18 protein-coding genes and 1 pseudogene are annotated in these 18,093 nt (G+C 59.3%); 14 read left to right on the forward strand and 5 right to left on the reverse strand.

Annotated features, from left to right (window positions below; translation table 11 throughout):
* Positions 1–15 precede the first annotated feature (15 nt).
* The 4 genes from sufD (at position 16) to sufA (ending at position 3,445) form a co-directional block, all read left to right on the forward strand.
* Positions 16–1,287: a Fe-S cluster assembly protein SufD gene (gene sufD, locus G3A56_RS00945; RefSeq protein WP_082184456.1), complete on the forward strand. Its 1,272-nt coding sequence runs from the start codon at positions 16–18 to the stop codon at positions 1,285–1,287.
* A complete protein-coding gene (locus G3A56_RS00950; protein WP_082182512.1) occupies positions 1,280–2,530 on the forward strand; it encodes a cysteine desulfurase in 1,251 nt (416 codons plus the stop codon). The genes sufD and G3A56_RS00950 overlap by 8 nt, the downstream gene beginning before the upstream one ends.
* A 36-nt stretch (positions 2,531–2,566) precedes the next feature.
* Positions 2,567–2,950, forward strand: a complete 384-nt coding sequence (locus tag G3A56_RS00955) for an SUF system Fe-S cluster assembly protein (protein WP_003495414.1) — start codon at positions 2,567–2,569, stop codon at positions 2,948–2,950.
* A gap of 105 nt (positions 2,951–3,055) precedes the next feature.
* The gene (sufA, locus tag G3A56_RS00960) at positions 3,056–3,445 is read left to right on the forward strand and encodes a Fe-S cluster assembly scaffold SufA (protein WP_082182511.1); all 390 of its coding nucleotides are present in this window, start codon (positions 3,056–3,058) and stop codon (positions 3,443–3,445) included.
* Positions 3,446–3,662: 217 nt separating this feature from the next.
* On the opposite strand, the gene G3A56_RS00965 is transcribed toward sufA, so the two are convergent.
* From G3A56_RS00965 to G3A56_RS00980, 4 genes are all read right to left on the reverse strand, one after another.
* Positions 3,663–3,938, reverse strand: a complete 276-nt coding sequence (locus G3A56_RS00965) for a hypothetical protein (RefSeq protein WP_082182510.1) — start codon at positions 3,936–3,938, stop codon at positions 3,663–3,665.
* Between the two features lie 62 nt (positions 3,939–4,000).
* A complete protein-coding gene (locus G3A56_RS00970) occupies positions 4,001–5,209 on the reverse strand; it encodes an ABC transporter permease (protein ID WP_082182509.1) in 1,209 nt (402 codons plus the stop codon).
* Complete coding sequence (locus G3A56_RS00975) at positions 5,199–5,918, reverse strand: ABC transporter ATP-binding protein (protein WP_003495418.1); 720 nt, start codon at positions 5,916–5,918, stop codon at positions 5,199–5,201. Before G3A56_RS00975 ends, G3A56_RS00970 begins: the two co-directional genes overlap by 11 nt.
* 14 nt (positions 5,919–5,932) lie before the next feature.
* Complete coding sequence (locus tag G3A56_RS00980; RefSeq protein WP_082182508.1) at positions 5,933–7,231, reverse strand: efflux RND transporter periplasmic adaptor subunit; 1,299 nt, start codon at positions 7,229–7,231, stop codon at positions 5,933–5,935.
* 236 nt (positions 7,232–7,467) lie between these two features.
* On the opposite strand from G3A56_RS00980, the gene G3A56_RS28365 reads away from it, so the two are divergent.
* The 6 genes from G3A56_RS28365 to G3A56_RS01005 all read left to right on the forward strand — a co-directional run bounded on the left by G3A56_RS28365 (position 7,468) and on the right by G3A56_RS01005 (position 13,044).
* Positions 7,468–7,623, forward strand: a complete 156-nt coding sequence (locus tag G3A56_RS28365) for a hypothetical protein (RefSeq protein WP_003495420.1) — start codon at positions 7,468–7,470, stop codon at positions 7,621–7,623.
* Between the two features lie 13 nt (positions 7,624–7,636).
* A complete protein-coding gene (locus G3A56_RS00985; RefSeq protein WP_082182507.1) occupies positions 7,637–8,593 on the forward strand; it encodes a MurR/RpiR family transcriptional regulator in 957 nt (318 codons plus the stop codon).
* A 167-nt stretch (positions 8,594–8,760) separates the two neighbouring features.
* Positions 8,761–9,960: an ABC transporter ATP-binding protein gene (locus G3A56_RS00990; RefSeq protein WP_246231048.1), complete on the forward strand. Its 1,200-nt coding sequence runs from the start codon at positions 8,761–8,763 to the stop codon at positions 9,958–9,960.
* Positions 9,944–10,846, forward strand: coding sequence for a carbohydrate ABC transporter permease (locus G3A56_RS00995; protein WP_082182506.1), 903 nt, complete (start codon positions 9,944–9,946; stop codon positions 10,844–10,846). Before G3A56_RS00990 ends, G3A56_RS00995 begins: the two co-directional genes overlap by 17 nt.
* Entirely contained in the window at positions 10,843–11,679 is an 837-nt protein-coding gene (locus G3A56_RS01000) for a carbohydrate ABC transporter permease (RefSeq protein ID WP_082182505.1), read from the forward strand. The genes G3A56_RS00995 and G3A56_RS01000 overlap by 4 nt, the downstream gene beginning before the upstream one ends.
* Positions 11,680–11,751: 72 nt before the next feature.
* Complete coding sequence (locus tag G3A56_RS01005) at positions 11,752–13,044, forward strand: ABC transporter substrate-binding protein (RefSeq protein ID WP_082184454.1); 1,293 nt, start codon at positions 11,752–11,754, stop codon at positions 13,042–13,044.
* Between the two features lie 123 nt (positions 13,045–13,167).
* On the opposite strand, the gene G3A56_RS01010 is transcribed toward G3A56_RS01005, so the two are convergent.
* Positions 13,168–14,157: an aldo/keto reductase gene (locus G3A56_RS01010; protein ID WP_082182504.1), complete on the reverse strand. Its 990-nt coding sequence runs from the start codon at positions 14,155–14,157 to the stop codon at positions 13,168–13,170.
* A gap of 114 nt (positions 14,158–14,271) precedes the next feature.
* On the opposite strand from G3A56_RS01010, the pseudogene G3A56_RS01015 reads away from it, so the two are divergent.
* The 4 genes and pseudogenes from G3A56_RS01015 (at position 14,272) to G3A56_RS01030 (ending at position 18,090) form a co-directional block, all read left to right on the forward strand.
* Positions 14,272–15,164 (forward strand): annotated as a pseudogene (locus G3A56_RS01015) (LysR family transcriptional regulator).
* A 120-nt stretch (positions 15,165–15,284) separates the two neighbouring features.
* The gene (locus G3A56_RS01020; protein WP_175414377.1) at positions 15,285–16,370 is read left to right on the forward strand and encodes an alpha/beta hydrolase; all 1,086 of its coding nucleotides are present in this window, start codon (positions 15,285–15,287) and stop codon (positions 16,368–16,370) included.
* Between the two features lie 167 nt (positions 16,371–16,537).
* Positions 16,538–17,548, forward strand: coding sequence for an alpha/beta hydrolase (locus tag G3A56_RS01025; RefSeq protein ID WP_246231050.1), 1,011 nt, complete (start codon positions 16,538–16,540; stop codon positions 17,546–17,548).
* 185 nt (positions 17,549–17,733) lie between these two features.
* Entirely contained in the window at positions 17,734–18,090 is a 357-nt protein-coding gene (locus tag G3A56_RS01030; RefSeq protein WP_082184452.1) for a carboxymuconolactone decarboxylase family protein, read from the forward strand.
* Positions 18,091–18,093 lie beyond the last annotated feature (3 nt).

The raw sequence follows: 18,093 nt of genomic DNA on the forward strand, positions 1-18,093 counted from the left end.
CAGGAGGTGATGTCCATGAACATTCAAGCTACCAACCGGCTGACGCCAGCGGAAACCGCGCTGGTCGACGCTTACACTGCCAAGTTCAGCGAATTGCCGGGCGACGGCGCTGTTGTCGCCGCGCGTGACGTGCTGTTCGACGATCTGAAGACCGGCGGTCTTCCGACCCGCCGCATCGAGGCGTGGCATTATACCGATCTGAAGAGCCTGCTGCGCGCCGTTCCGGAAGACCGGCCTGCGCCTGTTATCGAAAAGCAGACACCCACTGTTGCCGGTTCGCTGGTCGCCTATGTGCAGCATGGCACGGCCGATATCGGCAAGATTGAAGACGTCCGCGTGTCGCGTTTTGCCGAAAGCCTGCTCGATGGCTCCGCTGCTGCCGGTCTTGCCGAAGCCAGCAAGGATGACGCGATTGGCCGCATCAATGGCAGCTTCGTGCGCGATGGTCTGGTGCTCGAGATCCCGGCCGATGCCGATATCGAGAAGCCGATCGAATTGCAGGCGGTCCATGGCGCAGGCCAGGTTCACAGCCGCTTCCCGGTCCGTTTCGGCAAGGGCTCCAAGGCGACCGTCATAGAGCGTCACCTTTCGGTGACTTCGGATGCGGCCTTTGTTTCCTCCGTCAGCGACATCGTCGTTGAAGACGGTGCGGAAGTGACCTGGATCATCCTGCAGCAACAGGGTGCGGCCGATATCCATCTTGGCCAGCTGCGCATGAAAATCGGCGCGGATGCCAAGATTCGCCTGTTCATTGTCAATGCCGGCGGCAAGCTGGCGCGGCAGGAACTGCGCATCGACGTGGAAGGCGAGGGCACGGACCTAATCGTTCGCGGCGTCAACCTTTTGGGTGGCGAAACCCATACCGACGTGACGATGGTTCTTGGCCACAACGTGCCGAACACGACCTCCACGGAAGTGTTCCGCAACGTGGTGTTCGATCGTGCAAAGGGCATTTTCCAGGGCATGATCCGGGTGGCTCCCGATGCCCAGAAGACCGACGCGAAGATGGCGTGCAATACGCTTCTGATGTCCGACGATGGCGAGTTCTCGGCAAAGCCGGAACTGGAAATCTTCGCTGACGACGTTCAGTGCGGCCATGGCGCGACGGTTGCCGATATCAGCGACAATCATCTCTATTATCTGATGGCGCGCGGCGTGCCGCGGGCGAAGGCACGGGCGATGCTCGTCAACGCCTTCGTCGCCGAGATCGTCGAGGAACTGGAAGAAGAAAATCTGGTAGAGGCGCTGGAGACGATCATCTCCGGCTGGCTGGAACATCATGCCTGAGAGCGAACGCGCCGCATTGGCGGCCCCTTATGACATCGAAGCCGTGCGCAAGGATTTCCCGATCCTGTCGCGCGAGGTCTATGGCAAGCCGCTGGTCTATCTCGACAACGGCGCGTCCGCTCAAAAACCGCAGGTGGTGATCGACGCCGTTTCGCATGCTTATGCCAATGAGTATGCGAATGTGCATCGCGGCCTGCATTTTCTCTCCAATGCCGCAACCGACGCCTATGAGGCGGCGCGCGAAAAGGTGCGCCGTTTCCTGAACGCCGGTTCGGTGGATGAGATCGTCTTCACCAAATCCTCCACCGAGGCGATCAATACGGTCGCTTACGGTTATGGCATGCCGAAGATCGGCGAAGGCGACGAGATCGTCATCTCGATCATGGAGCATCATTCCAACATCGTGCCATGGCATTTCATCCGCGAGCGGCAGGGTGCGAAGCTCGTCTGGGTGCCTGTCGATGATGACGGCGCGTTTCATATCGAGGCTTTCGAAAAGAGCCTGACGGAGCGCACCAAGCTTGTTGCCATCACCCATATGTCGAATGCGCTCGGCACCATCGTGCCGGTCAAGGAAATCTGCCGTATCGCGCATGAGCGCGGCATTCCGGTGTTGATCGATGGTTCGCAGGGCGCGGTTCACATGCCGGTCGATGTGCGCGATATCGATTGCGACTGGTATGTGATGACCGGCCACAAGCTTTACGGTCCCTCGGGCATCGGCGTGCTTTATGGCAAGGCCGACCGCTTGCGCGAGATGCGGCCGTTCCAGGGCGGCGGCGAGATGATCCTCGACGTTACCGAAGACAATGTAACTTATAACGAGCCGCCGCACCGTTTCGAAGCCGGTACGCCGCCCATCGTGCAGGCCATCGGCCTCGGTTACGCGCTGGATTACATGGACAATCTCGGCCGCGCCGCGATTGCAGCACACGAGGCCGATCTTGCCGCTTATGCTGCCGAGCGGTTGCGCGAGATCAATTCGCTGCGCATCATCGGCAATGCGCCGGACAAGGGCGGCATCTTCTCCTTCGAGCTTGAGGGCATTCACGCCCATGATGTCTCGATGGTGATCGACCGGCGCGGCGTTGCCGTGCGTGCGGGCACCCATTGCGCCATGCCGCTCTTGAAACGCTTCGGCGTCACCTCCACATGCCGGGCATCGTTCGGCCTTTACAATACCCGCGGCGAAGTAGACTCTCTTGTTGAGGCGCTGGAATATGCGCGCAAATTTTTCGCCTGATATCGGGATAAGAGATCAGGATTGAGGTTTAAGACCATGACTGCCGAAGCCACTGCAAAGACCCAGGATACGACCGAAGACGCGGCAAAGCCGTCGTCTATCCCGCCTGATGAACTGGCGCGCCTCAGCGATGACGTGATCGCGGCGCTGAAGACCGTCTACGACCCGGAAATTCCGGCCGATATCTTCGAACTCGGTCTCGTCTACAAGATCGACATCGAGGATGACCGGATGGTCAAGATCGTCATGACGCTGACGGCGCCCGGTTGCCCGGTGGCCGGTGAAATGCCAGGCTGGGTGGAAAATGCCGTGGGCGCCGTCGAGGGTGTCTCCGGTGTCGTGGTCGAAATGACCTTCGATCCGCCATGGACGCCGGACCGCATGTCGGAAGAAGCACAGGTCGCTGTCGGCTGGTATTGACGTGATTTGACTGATGTCATCCCTTGATGACACTCTCAGGCGCTACTAAATTGAAATCCATAAGCATCGAGCCTTGAACTCGATTGTCGAAGGAGAATTAAGCCCATGGGCTTTGCGATCATGACCATGACCGGGGCTGCCGCCTCGCGCGTTAAAGCAATCGTCGAAAATTCCGGACCGGATGCCAGGGGCGTGCGCGTCGGCATCAAGAAGGGCGGCTGCGCGGGCATGGAATATACCATCGACCTCGTGACCGAACCGGATGCGAAGGATGATCTGGTTGAATTCGAAGGCGCAAAGGTCTGGGTTCAGCCTTCCGCCGTGCTTTATCTGCTCGGCACGCGGATGGATTTCGAAGTGACCAAGATGCGCTCCGGTTTCACCTTCAACAATCCGAACCAGACATCCGCCTGCGGCTGCGGTGAATCGGTCGAGTTGAAGCCCGCCGATCTGGCGGCGCTGGCGAAGCAGCGTGAGGCTGAAGCCAGCGTTTGATTGGTTACGCTATCTCTGCGAGGGAGAGACAGACCTTTCCTATGCACACAGCGCTCCCACAAACACGACGTCATCCTCGGGCTTGACCGGAGGATCCATTCCCGTCAAATGCCTTGAGACCTTTGTAGATCCCCGGGTCAAGCTCGAGGATGACGGATGAGAGGTTTCAGATTCATTTTCCGCAAACTGCGCCACGCGCAAATCAGCTTTCGAAGGATCATGACTGCTGTTTCAGCGTATCGATGAAATCCGCCAGCGGATGAATCGATGGTGTCGTTGTCAACAGCGGCTCGAGAGCCGCCGCGATCATCGCGCAATCCTTGTTGGCAAGCGGCCGAAGGCTCGAAGTGATCTTGTTATAGTCAGGCGTTCCGCGTGATGCGAGGGAGCGATTGATCACAAACAGCTCCGTCTGTCCGTCAATTCGTTCCACGAAGAGCGCGAGCGAACCGCCGTCCGCGGCGGCGGCGCTGTCAGATACCGATTTGAACATCGAAGCCCTCCGTGAATCATCAATCTGTTACGTCGGGGCCGTTGCAGCCTCGACGGCTTGTCTCACTCGTGCCGCAAAGCCTCGATCGGGCTCAGGCTTGCCGCCCGTCGCGCCGGGAAATAGCCGAAAATCACCCCGATGGCAGCCGAGAAGGCAAAGGCGAGGAAGATGATCGACGGGCTGGTGACGAAGGGCACGTTGAGAAAGCTGACGACGCCGTAAGCCAGACCCAGGCCGGTCAGGATGCCGACGATGCCGCCGAAGGCGGAGAGCATCACGGCTTCCACCAGAAACTGCGTCAGGACCTGCTTCTCCAGCGCACCGATGGCGAGACGAATGCCGATCTCGCGGGTGCGTTCCGTCACCGAGACCAGCATGATGTTCATGATGCCGATGCCGCCAACCAGCAGGCTGACGGCTGCGACTGCGCCCAAAAGCCCGGTCAGCAGCGTCGTTGTGCCGGTCATGGCCGAAGCGATCTGTGTCATGTCGTTGACGGTGAAATCATCCTCGCGGCCGATGCCGATGCGGCGGCGTTCGCGCAGCAGGTTCTGCAGGTCGCTCTGCACCTTGGCAGTCGAAACGCCGTCCTGCGCCGAAACCATGATCGAGGAAATGGTGGTGGTGCCGCCGATGCGCCGTTGGTGGATTTTCAGCGGCATGATGACCGTGTCGTCCTGATCGTCGCCGAGGCCGGACTGGCCTTTTCTGCCCAACACACCGATGACGGGGCAGGAGATGTTGCTGACGCGGATCGTCTGTCCCACCGGGTTCTCTGCACCGAAGAGTTCCTGCCGCACCGTTTCGCCGATGATGCAGCCGATCTGGCCGCCGCGATCTTCGGCCGGCTGGAAATCGCGCCCGAGCGCGATGGTCCAGTCCTGCGCGATCAGATAGTCGTTGGTGGTGCCGATGACACTTGTCTGGTGGTTCTTGCCACCGAAAATGACGGTGGCGGCCGAGCTGCGGTTCTGCGGCGCCACGGCACGCACGCCGCTGATCTGGTTGCGAATGGCCTCGACATCGCGGTCATCGAAGCGCTTGGCCTCGGTGCTCGCCCTTCCGGGCCCGAACTGTCCGGGGCGTACGAACAGCATGTTGGTGCCGAGCCGTGACAATTCCGATTTCACCTGTTCCGTCGTGCCGTTGCCGATGGTGACCATGGCGATGACGGCGGCGACGCCAATGACGACGCCGAGCACGGTGAGGAAGGAGCGCAGCAGGTTGCGGCTGATGGCGCGCAGCGCAAGGCGCGACGTTTCAAAGAACATCGGCGGTCTCCTTTTTGTCCGTCGCGCTGTCGGAGGCAAGATGGCCATCGACGAAACGCAGGAGACGCCCGGCATGGGCGGCGATATCCTCTTCATGGGTGACCATGACCACCGTGATGCCCCTGTCGCGGTTGAGGGAGGTGATAAGATCCATGATCTCGGCGCTGGTTTTCGTATCAAGATTGCCGGTCGGCTCGTCGGCGAGAAGCAGGGCAGGGCGGGTGACGATGGCGCGCGCAATGGCCACACGCTGCTGCTGGCCGCCGGAAAGCTCCTGCGTGGTGTGATCCTCGCGGCCTTTCAGACCCACCTGCGCCAGCGCCTCCATGGCGCGGGCGCGCCGCTCCGATGCCTTCATGCCGCGATAGACCAGCGGCAGCTCGACATTTTCCACCGCCGAGGTGCGTGACAGCAGATTGAAGCCCTGAAAGACGAAGCCGAGCATATGCCGGCGCAGCAGCGTCAGATGTTCATTGTCGAAGCCGCTGGTCGGCACGCCCTGAAACAGATATTCGCCAGCTGTCGGTACATCCAGGCAGCCGATGATGTTCATCGAGGTGGATTTGCCCGAGCCCGATGGTCCCATGATGGCGACAAATTCCTTTTCGCGGATAGACAGGCTGACGCCGTCAAGCGCGCGGATCGTCGCTTCGCCGCGGCCATATTGCTTGACGACATTGCGGAATTCGATGAGCGGCGGCTGTTGCATGGGCTTGTCCTCCGTCAGCCTGCGTTGCGGGCCGTTGCGTCGGTAATCACCTGGTCATCGGCTTTCAACTCGCCCGATTTTACCACGGTATGCTGGCCGTCGGTGGAACCGGTTTCGATGGCGACGGAGACCGGATTGTTGTTGCGCAACACCCAGACCGTTCTTTTGGCCGTTGCCGCCGGGCCGGCGTCGCGGTTCTGCGAGCGGCCCATGCGGGGCGGGCGGAACAGGCTCATCAGCCCACCGCCACGGGAGGCGGATTCGCGCGGCGGTGTATAACGAAGCGCGGAATTCGGCACCAGCAGGGCATCCTTGATTTCCTCGACGATGATATTGGCGGTCGCCGTCATGCCCGGGCGCAGCAGCAACTCCTCATTGTCGACTGTCAATATCCCCTTGTAGGTCACGACGTTGGATACGGTTTCCGAGGCGAAGCGGACGGTTTCGATCTCAGCCGGAAAGCTGCGGTCGGGATAGGCATCGACGTTAAAATTGGCCTTCTGGCCGGTTTCGACCTTACCCACATCCGCCTCATCCACCGAGACCTGCAACTCCATATGGCGCAGATCGCCGGCGATGGTGAAGAGAACAGGGGCATTGAGCGAGGAGGCGACGGTGGCGCCGGGATCGACGCTGCGGGTGAGGATGACGCCATCGATGGGCGAGACGATCTTGGCCTTGCCGAGATTGACCTCGGCAAGCCTCAGATCCGCTTCCGCCGAAAGCACGGTGGCCTCGTTGACTTCAAGCGTGGCCGCGGCGGCATCGTGGCTGAATTGCGCGGCGTCCAGATCCTGCTGGCTGGACACCCGGCTCTGCACGAGGGACCGCAGGCGCTCCATGGAGGTCTTTGCCGAGCCGAGATCGGCGCGCGCCTTCAGCACATTGGCCTTGGCGGAGGCGAGCTTGGCGCGGGCGCTCTGCACGTCGGCTTCCAGCTTGTTGGTGTCGAGCTCCGCCAGAATATCACCTGATTTGACCGGGGTATTGTAGGTGACATTGACCTTGCGCACCGTGCCGGACAATTCGCTCGATATATCAACCTGATCCGTTGGCTGGACTGAACCGGTGGAGGTGACGATGACGGAAAGGTCACCCTGTTTCGCCGCTTCCGTGACGTAATTATAGGCGACGCCTGCGGCACGCGACTGGTAGTAATAGCCAAGGCCGCCGCCGATCAGCACGATGGCAGCTGCGACATAGAGATAGCGGCGCGACTTCTTCTTCCTGCCTGACCTGTTCGTACCCAGAATCTCCCGCAGATCGGGCTGGCTGTTTTCCGTGTCGTGGCCATTGCTGTTGGCATCATTCATTCTCGTCACCCGCAAAATTCAAAATACCACAGGGGATTGTCGCCAACCCTGTTTTCCGGTCCGTCTGTCGCTGTTTGTATTCCTCTGATTGTGGGAAGTGACATAGCTTGCCCCAAGGAGGAAGTGAAAACTTGGTAATATTTATGATAGCTCTGGTCTGGTAGATAGGAATCCGTAAAGGCCGATGCCATTGATGTGGCACCGGTTTCAGCCGCGACATGCAGGACGATGATAGAATGAACGACAATGTGGTGAAGTTCCGCAAACCGGTGCCGCCGAAAAAACCGCGCGAACCGCTGGGGCCGAAAGCAAAAAAGGCCCTGACGATTGCCGCCGTGATCTTATTCTTCGCGGCCGCGTGGGGGTACTTCACGTTGTTCGGGCAGGGGTAATGCCTCCAAAGCAATGAACGCGGCCTGTGTTCTATTGGTTGAGATCGGACAAAGCGGCATGCCGCACAGATGTGAGAGAAATTTCCTTGCCCGAGTTTCCACACGAGTGCTGCCGGCCTTGCTGGCGCAAACCGAAAGCAGATCGTTGAAAGAATACCGCAAGACCCTCAGCGGGAAAAATAGCGTTGCTGATCTTATTGCCAGGCGGATCGATGATATGTCCGGTGCGGTGGCGCGCATCGGCCGCTATGTGTCACTCTATCCGGAACGGGTTATCAACCAGACGATCGTCGAGCTGGGGGAGGCGACGAACACCGGGCAGGCAACGATCATCCGGTTTTGTCGGCTTCTGGGTTTTCACGGCTTTCGCGACATAAAGCTTGCCCTCGTCGATGATATTGCAACGGAACGCAACTTCGTTTCTGGGCAAGCCAAGGCAAATGCCGACCTGGGGATCGAACGCCTGAATTCGTCTTTGCAATTGTCCATTCAAAAAACCGCCGAGCTTGTCGATGTTGCCGACATGGCGACTCTGGCTCGCGTCATTTCGGCGACGCCGCGGGCGGTGGTGTTTGGCGGCGGCGTTTCGCAGATATGCGCCTCGCTGCTGGAATACCGGCTGCTGCGATTGGGTGTTCCCGTCTTCTGTGTGACCGACAGTCGCCTGGCCTATATTGCGGCACAGAAACTGCCCGCGAACGGCATGGCTTTTGCCGTTTCGCTTTCGGGCATTACAGCCGATACGCTGGATTTTATGAAGGCGGCGCAGGAAGCGGGCGCGAAAACCGTGGCGATCACCGCGCGGGAAAAAGGACCACTTGCCGACATTGCCGACCACGTCCTGCCGTTTCACCTGCCCGGGCCCTGGCCCATGGAGGGATCGATCCGCTATATAGCGCCTTTCGTCGTCGTGGTCGAAGCGCTGGCCCAGGCGCTGGACGACGAGATGCTGGAACGACGAGGGATTTGAGTGGCCAGCCTCACGCTTCATCCTGCTGTCATGTCGATCGATTAGTTCTGCTGCATAGCTAAATTCGCTCCTTACGGGCGATATTTTTTTTGCATAGGCATGAAGAAAATCTCCATTGTTTTTAATTTTTAGAGTTTTTCACGCATTCATTCTTGGTGGAGAAATTTGTGGGACGGCAACTCACGATCAACGGCTTGGGAAAACGCTTCGGCAATGTCGAGATATTGCGCGACGTGAGCCTTGAGGTTGAGTCAGGGGAGTTTGTGACCCTGCTTGGGCCGTCCGGATGCGGCAAATCCACACTTCTGCGTCTCATCGCCGGACTGGATACGCCGGATACAGGTGAAATTCGCATCGGTTCGGTACCGCTGAACGGGCTTGCGCCGAAAATGCGTGATGTCGCCATGGTCTTCCAGTCCTATGCGCTTTATCCGCATATGAGCGTGCGGCAGAATATCGCCATTCCGCTGATGATGAACCGGCTTTCCTTTTTGCAACGTCTGCCGTTGATCGGCCGTCATATCGGCGGGGCGAGGGCGATCTGGAGCGGTATCGATAAGGATGTTCAGGCCGTCGCCACGCAGCTGGAACTGGACGCTTTTCTGGAGCGCCGGCCATCACAACTTTCCGGCGGCCAGCGTCAAAGGGTGGCGGTTGGGCGGGCCATGGTACGCCAGCCCGCCGTTTTTCTGATGGATGAGCCGCTCTCCAATCTGGATGCCCGGTTGCGGCTGCAGCTGCGGGACGAGATTTCCGAGCTGCACCGCCGCACCGGTATTACATTCATTTTCGTGACCCATGATCAGACGGAAGCAATGGCGCTCTCCGATCGTATTGCGGTCATGGACGAGGGGAGAATCGTTCAGTTCGGTTCCCCGGACGATATTTACCGGCGTCCGGCGCGCCTGTCGGTTGCCCGTTTTATTGGTGCGACACCGATCAACATCCTGCCGGTCGATGTGGAGGAGAGGGGCGATCTCGTTGCCGCTGGCGTACAGTTGGGTTTGCGCGCGCCGTCCGTCGGTAACGGAAGCTACCGTCTCGGTGTGCGCCCGGAATCGATCGAGCTTGTGTCGGCTGAGGGTGGCGGGGCGCATTTTGCACTTCCCGTCGTCAGGACGGAGCGTCTCGGCGCGGAAGTGATCCTGCGACTGGATGGAGCGCGGCTCGGTTCAGGTCCGGTGCGGGTGCAGCTTCGTACCGAAACTTTCAACACACAGCCAAAATACAGCAGGTCCGGTGACATCGCATGGCTGCGCATCACGTGTGCGGATGCGCTGCTGTTCGACAGCCTGGGAGTGCGGATCGACGCCGGGATCGTGGATGCGGGCGTTGCGGCGGGAGGCTCACATGCTGCTTTCCGTTAGGGTCTCCGCCAGCGGACCGGGGTTTGCGGCCCTTGCCTATCTATTCGCGGGTCCGGCCTTCTTTCTTCTGACGGCGACGACGATTCTGCCGGTGCTGACGGTCTTTGCCCTGAGCTTCACCGACTATGAACTGGGAAGCGTTGCGGTGCGTTTCATCGGTCTCAGCCACTATGCGCAGCTGTTGCAGGATCCCTATTTCTGGCGGGCGCTCAACAACAGCGCCATCTACACCGCGATCGTCGTGCCCGGCTCGGTAGTGCTGGCACTCGTCCTCGCTTTGCTGGTTCATGGACGGACGACGACGCGCCGCTTTTACGAAATCATCTATTTTCTGCCCGTGACCGGTACGCTCACGGCAATGTCCATCGTGTGGAGTTTCCTTCTGAACGGACGCATCGGCCCGCTTGCGCAACTGATGGCATCGGTCGGGTTGACGCCGATCGATTTCTTCGCGAATGCCGACTATGCTCTCTTCGGTCTGGCGATCATTGGTATCTGGCATCTCGTCGGCTTCAATCTGGTTCTCTTTCTCGCCGGTCTGGCGACCGTATCCAAGGAGTTACAGGAAGCCTCCCGGCTCGACGGCGTCGATGGCTTTTTCGACCGGCTGCGTTATGTCGTCTGGCCGCTGCTTTCACCGACCACCATTGTCGTTGTGATGCTCAGTTCGATCCAGGCCTTCCAGGTGTTCGATACGGTTGCAGTGCTGACGCGCGGGGGACCGAACGGCGCGACCGACATGCTGCTCTATAAAGTCTACAGCGAGACCTTCGAGGCCCTGAAGATCGGTTATGGCAGCGCCCTGACGGTGGTTTTCCTCGCCCTGCTTGCCGCATTTTCCATTGTGCAGGCTTTCCTGCTGGATAAGAGAGCGCACTACCGATGAAGCCCGTGTCACGCTCCCTGTTCAATTCCGTGACAGCGCACATCGTCCTGCTGAGTGGCGCCTTCGTCATCGCCTATCCCTTCCTGTGGATGGTGCAGGCGTCGTTGCGGTCAAGCGGCGAAATTTTTGGGGCGGTGGCTGATCCGATCACGCCCATTCAGGCGCTGTCCGACAATTACGGTCGCGCGCTGTTCGAGACGCCGTTGCTGCGCTTCATAGCCAATGGCATCATCGTCTGTGGCGGCATCCTGTTCTTTCAAATATTGACCACCGTTACCTGTGCCTTCGCGCTTGCGAAATATGAGTTTCGGGGGGCGCGGTTCATGTTCGCCCTGGTGCTTGTGACGCTGGCCGTGCCCGCTCAGGTGCCCGCCTTGCCGATCTTCCTGACGCTTGCCGAATTCGGGCTGCTGGACAGTTACTTTGCCATGATGCTGCCCTATCTCACCTCGGCTTTCGCAATCCTCCTGTTTCGCCAGTTCATCAAATCCTTTCCCGACGATATTCTCGCAGCAGCGCGACTTGACGGCATGACGGAAATCGAAATTGTCGCCCGCGTCGTCCTGCCAGCCATGCTGCCCGCCATTGCGGCCTTCGCGGTATTTTCCGTCAGCTTTCACTGGAACGATCTTTATTGGCCGATGATCGTCATCAGGTCGGCCGAGCTGGCTCCGCCGACGCTCGGCATATTGTTTTTCAAAGGTCAGGAGGGTGGCGACAATTTCGGCGCGCTCATGGCCAGCGCCACGCTTGTTGCCGCCCCGCTCATACTGCTGTTTCTGGCATCGCAACGACGCTTCGTCCAGGGCGTAACCATGAGCGGAGTGAAATGAGAAACAGGCCTGCCGGGCGGCAACCCGACAGGCCTGATGCAGTCAACCGGTATCTCAAAGGATCAAAATACCATGAAGACCAAGACAATCTTCGCATTTGTCGCGGCGGCGATCGCCAGCGCCCTTGCCGTTCCGGCCAAGGCGCAATCGACCGATATCACCCTCAATTTCTTCCATGCCTATCCCAGCACGGCGGCGTTTCTCCAGCCTGTGGTCAAGGATTTCATGCGGGACAATCCGGGCATCGCCATCAACCTGCAGGTGCCGGCAGAAGATTATGCCAAGGCGCATCAGACGATCATGCGCGATGTGCTGACCAACAACCTGCCGGATATTTACCTGCCTGCATATTCGTGGCTGCGTCCGCTTGTCAAGACGCTTGAGGAGCGCGGTCTCGCCGTTAACCTCCAGCCGTTCATGGATAAGGAAACGGCCGGCTGGACCAAGGAGAATTATGCGGAATCCGTACTCAATCTTGGCCAGGTCGAGGGCAAGCAATTTGCGCTTCCATTCAATGCATCCACCCCCATCCTATACGTAAACGCCGATCTGGTGACAAAAGCCGGCGGCTCGATGGATAAATTTCCCGATGAATGGCAGGCCGTTATCGACCTCGCCAACAGGATCAAGGCTTCGAGCAGCGATGTTGCCGGTCTCAACTTCTCGGTCGGGGCACTTGCCAGCGACTGGTACTGGCAACTCATGGTGCTTTCGCAAGGCGGCCGCATCGTCAATGCCGATGAGACCGGGATCGGTTTCGACAACGAAACCGGCCTGAAGGCGCTGCAATTGGCGCAGGACATTTCGCTGAAAACCGGCATGGCCGTCGATACCAGCACCGACCCCGCCCACCAGCAGTTCTTCGCCGGCAAGCTCGGCATGGTCGTCGCTTCACCCTCCGGCGTCGCAAACTTCACCAAGGCCGTTGGCGGTCGTTTCGATATGCGCACGGTCCGTTATCCCATGCCCGACAGGAACAAGGGCGGTCTGCCCACCGGCGGTAACGCCGTCGTCATCCTGGCTCAGGAGCCCGCAAAGCAGGATGCGGCGTGGAAATTCGTCAAATATCTGACCAGCGCCAAGGTTCAGGCGCAAATTGCACAGACGACGGGTTACATGCCGACGAACCGGAATTCCGCGGCCCTCCTGACGGAATTCTACGCCGCCAATCCGAATTTCCGAACTGTATTCGCGCAGATGGACAATGCGGCCACCTGGTATGCCTATCCCAACAATATGGGCAGCACAGTCTGGAAAGCGCAGGCTGAGATTCTCGATCAGCTCCAGCGCGGCGCGCTGACGCCCAAGGATGCTCTCGCCAGAATGGCCGAGCGGGTGGCTGCAATCTTGAAAAAGGGATCCTGAAAAACACGACGCGCCGGAGCATTTTCCGGCGCGTCGTGGTCTCGATGAATATTGTCGAACGCCCTTGAGGCTTAGATCGGACAGTCGATTTTCCAACAGGTCCCTACGGCATTGCCGTCCAAATCAGAGGCCGGTCATCTTCAGGACCGCGTCTGGAAGCCTGTTGCCGACAACTTCAATCTTCGAAAGAACCGTGTTGATGTCCGCAAGATCGGTCGACGTCAGTTCAAGATCGACACTCCCAAGGTTTTCTTCAAGACGGTGCTGCCTGGTCGTGCCGGGGATCGGGGCGATCCAGGGTTTCTGCGCCAGTAGCCAGGCGAGCGCTACCTGGGCAGGCGTCGATCGCTTGGTGTCTGCTATGACCTTGATGGCGTCGACCAGGGCGAGGTTGGTCTTGCGGGCCTCGGGGGAAAACCGGGGAACGGCATTGCGGAAATCGGTTGGGTCGAATTTGGTATTTTCGTCGATCTTGCCCGTCAGGAAGCCGGCACCGAGTGGGCTGAACGGTACGAAGCCGATCCCAAGTTCTTCAAGTGCGGGAAGGAGTTCTGCCTCAGGCCCGCGCCAGAACAGGGAATATTCACTCTGGACGGCGGTGACGGGCTGAACGGCATGAGCCCTGCGGATGGTGCCCACACCCGCTTCGGAGAGGCCGAAATGCTTGACCTTGCCTGCATCGATCAGATCTTTCACAGCGCCTGCGACATCCTCGATCGGCACAGCCGGATCGACGCGGTGCTGGTAGAACAGGTCGATGCGGTCGGTCCTGAGACGCCTGAGGCTCGCTTCTGCGACGGCTTTGATATGTTCCGGGCGGCTGTTGGTGCCGTGGCGACGTTCACCTGTTTCAAGGTCGATGTCGAAGCCGAACTTGGTGGCGATGACGACCCCGCCGCGGATGGGGGCGAGCGCCTCGCCGAGAAGTTCCTCGTTGACGAAGGGGCCATAAGCCTCGGCGGTATCGAACAGCGTGATGCCCTGCTCATGGGCGAAACGGATCAGCTTGATCATCTCCGCTTTATCGGCCGCTGGCCCATAGGCCGCGCTCATGCTCATGCAGCCGAGGCCGAGGGCGGAGACTTCGAGGCTTCCGATTTTGCGTTTCAGCATTTCTCTACTCCTTGATCGGGCCATTTGAGGCCGCGTCTGATGGAAAAGATATTCCTTGCCGACATTTTCGAATAGGGGCAGTAATCAGCATGAAGCTATAAGGATGCCTAATGAATGCCGCAGGAGAACTTCAACGATCTGGCCGCCTTCGTCACGGTGGCGCGCGAGCAGAGCTTTACCCGGGCGGCCGTCAAGCTGGGTGTCTCGCAGTCCGCGTTGAGCCAGACGGTGCGCGGCCTTGAAGAGCGGCTGGGCCTGAGGTTGTTGACGAGAACGACGAGGCGCGTTTCACCCACGGCCGCCGGTGAGCGTCTGCTTCAGACAGCAGGTCCAAGGTTCGACGAGATTCAGTCCGAGCTTTCGGCACTGAGCGACATGCGGGATAAGCCCGCGGGCACAGTGCGCATCACGGCGGGGGAACATGCCGCCATTTCCGTCCTTGCGCCAGCGCTGGACAAAATCCTTCCGAATTACCCTGATATCAATGTCGAGATTACCGTCGATTACGGGCTGACGGATATCGTTGCGGAGCGTTACGACGCCGGCGTGCGGCTCGGCGAGCAACTTGCGAAGGACATGATCGCGGTCAAGATCGCCCCGAAATGCGCATGGCCGTGGTGGGTGCGCCATCCTATTTCCGGCAGAACCCCTGGCCAGAGGTGCCCGAGGATCTGACGGCGCATAATTGCATCCAGATACGCATGCCGACCTACGGCAACATCCTTTTCTGGGAGTTCGAAAAGGATGGCCATGAACTCAAGGTGAGAGTGGAAGGGCAACTCGTCTTCAACAACATCGCCATGCGCCTCGATGCCGCGAAACGGGGTCTTGGCCTTGCCTATATGCCTGAGGACATCGTTGCGGAGGATATCGCGAAGGGAACGCTGATCCGGGTTCTCGAAGATTGGTGCGCGCCTTTTTCCGGCTACCATCTTTATTATCCAAATCGGCGTCACGCGTCTCCGGCTTTCGCACTCGTGGTGGACGCGCTGCGATATCGCGGATAACGCCCTAATGAACTAAAAGTGATTGATAAGCGGAGCTAATGGCTTCAATCGTAAATGGGTATCTAATCACCGGAATGCCGGTCGCGTAGCCTTCTTTCAACGTCATGTTGTGAGAGAGCCATGCCAAGAATTTTTACCAAAACCATTTCAGTCTTCATATTTTCCGCCATTGCCGCGTCTTCGAGCGTCGCGTTTGCGCAGACCGCGACAAAGGCCGAGCCGTTTGTCATTGAGCAGCAGGGCAGCTTCGCGGTTGGCGGCACGGTGTCGAGCAAGCCCGGCACCTATAATAACAACGCGCCGACGGCCGAAGGCCAGACGCTGCATGGCGACCATGCCTATGTGTTCCATCAGGTTCCACAAAACCCGAAGCCGCTGCCGATCGTCATGCTGCATGGCGCATTTCAGTCGGGACGGAGCTGGGAGACGACGCCTGACGGTCGCGAAGGTTTTCAGAATATCTTCCTGCGCCGTGGCTACTCCACCTACCTCGTCGACCAGCCGCGCCGAGGTCGCGCGGGCAACAGCACGGTCGCAACGACGATCGAGCCGACGCCCTACGACCAGCTGTTCTTCGACCAGTTCCGCATCGGCAAGTGGCCGAACTATTTTGACAACGCGCAATTCTCCCGTGATCCGGCAGCGCTCGACCAGTTCCTGCGCTCGGTCACGCCGAACACCGGGCCATACGACGCCAAGCTGATTTCGGATGCCATGTCGGCACTTTTTACCAAAACAGGACCCGGCATCCTGTTCACCCATTCGCAGGCAGGTGGTCCCGGCTGGCTGACGGCCATCAAGAACCCGAATGTGAAGGGCATCGTGGCGCTGGAGCCCGGCAGTGGTTTCATCTTCCCGGAAGGTGAGGTGCCTGCTGAAATGCCGAGTGCCGCCGGCACGCTGAAGGCTGAGGCCGTGCCTGTTGCCGACTTCGAGAAGCTGACACGCCTGCCGATCGTCATTTATTACGGCGACAATTTCCCGACCGAACCGACCACGGAGCGTGGACAGGACAACTGGCGTGTAAGGCTGGCCATGGCGAAGCTGTGGGTGGAGACAGTCAATAAGCATGGCGGCGATGCAGCGCTTGTCCACCTGCCGGAGATCGGCATCAAGGGCGGCACGCATTTCCTGATGTCGGACCAGAACAATGTCGAGATTGCCGACCAGATCTCGAAGTTCCTCGCCGACAAGAAGCTGGACTGAAGCACGGGTGCGTTCGCGTGAAACTGCCGTTGCGCGCATCCCCATCAGACCATTTCCGATCAACAAGGAGCCTGACGATGGCGAATGATATCATTAACGGAAAGAGACGCGAGTTCCTCGGAGCGTCGGCTCTCTTCATCTCCGGTGCAATGTTAGGAGTGTCAACCATGACGACGACCCAAGCTGCCGCAGCCGACTACAGGCAGAACCCTTTCACGCTTGCTTATGATGGGGCGATCACCAAAAACGAACCCGGCAAGGTGAACATCCACCCGGTGACATACAGGCTGAACAGCCTCGACATCGTCGCCAACGTCTATACTCCGGCCAATTACGATCCCGGCAAGACGTATCCTGCCATCGTGCTTGCGCATCCGAATGGCGGCGTGAAGGAGCAGACGACCGGCCTCTACGCCCAGCGTCTGGCCGAACGGGGCTTTATCACCATTTCGGCCGATGCCGCCTATCAGGGTGGCAGCGGCGGCACGCCACGCAGCGTCGACAAGCCCCAGAACCGCATCGAGGACATCCACGGGATGGCGGACTTCATCAGCGGCTTCCCCGGCGTGGATACGGCGCGTCTGGGGCTGCTCGGCATCTGCGGCGGTGGCGGTTACTCGCTGGCGGCGGCCAAGACCGACAAGCGTTTTAGGGCGGTGGCGACGCTCAGCATGTTCAACTCCGGGCGCGTGCGCCGCAACGGCTTCAAGGACAGCCAGATGGATACGATCCAGAAGCGGCTGCAGCAGGCCTCTTTGGCCCGGGCGCAGGAAGCGGCCGGTGGCGACGTTCTTTATGCCGGCGACGCGAACCTCACGGATGCGCAGATCGAGGCTCTGCCCTTCGATCTCTATCGGCAGGGCTATCACTACTACTGGCGAACCAACGCGCATCCGGGCTCGACCTTCAAATATACGATGAGCAGCCTGATGGACCTGATGCGCTGGGATGCGACGGACGAACTCGAACTCATCGACGTTCCGCTGTTGATGATTGCCGGTAGTGAAGCAGACACGCTTTACCTAACGGAAGATGCTTTCGCCAAGGCTACCGGCACGAAGGACAAGGAACTCTTCCTGATCAGGGGCGCAAAGCATATCGAGACCTATTGGGTGCCCGAATATGTGCAGGCGGCGCTTGACAAGCTCACACCGTTCTTCGGCCGGACGCTGGCCTAAGACCGTCAACGACGGTTTATCCACCCTTCATCCAAATCCAGGTTTCGTGGCGGCACCGGGCATCTCGATGCCTGTCGTTGCGTGCGAGTCTGCTACACAAGCCATCCAAGGAGTTCCCTTTGAAACGACCTACCAAGAGCCTCTTTCTCGCAACGGGTATCACTCTCATTCTCGGTTCGATCACCATGACAAACGCCCAGACAGCAACGCCTTCGGCACAGCCGGAAAAGCAGCAGACGCGCGCCCAGCAATTGATGGGCGATACCGCACCGAAACTGGCCGAACTCACCGACGGGGTTCTCTACAGCGACATATGGGAACGCCCCGAAATATCCAAACGTGACCGAAGCCTCGTGACAATCACGGCGCTGATCGCGCTCAATCGTCCTGACCAGCTTCGCTCCCATATCCGTCTCGGCCTGCAGAACGGGCTGACGAAGGAGGAGATCGTCGAAACCATCACCCATATGGCTTTTTATTCGGGCTGGCCGAGCGGCGTTTCCGCAGTCGCGGTCGCCAAAGATGTGTTTGCGGAGAAATAAGCC

It is taken from the genome of Rhizobium oryzihabitans, from assembly GCF_010669145.1.
Lineage (GTDB): Bacteria > Pseudomonadota > Alphaproteobacteria > Rhizobiales > Rhizobiaceae > Agrobacterium > Agrobacterium oryzihabitans.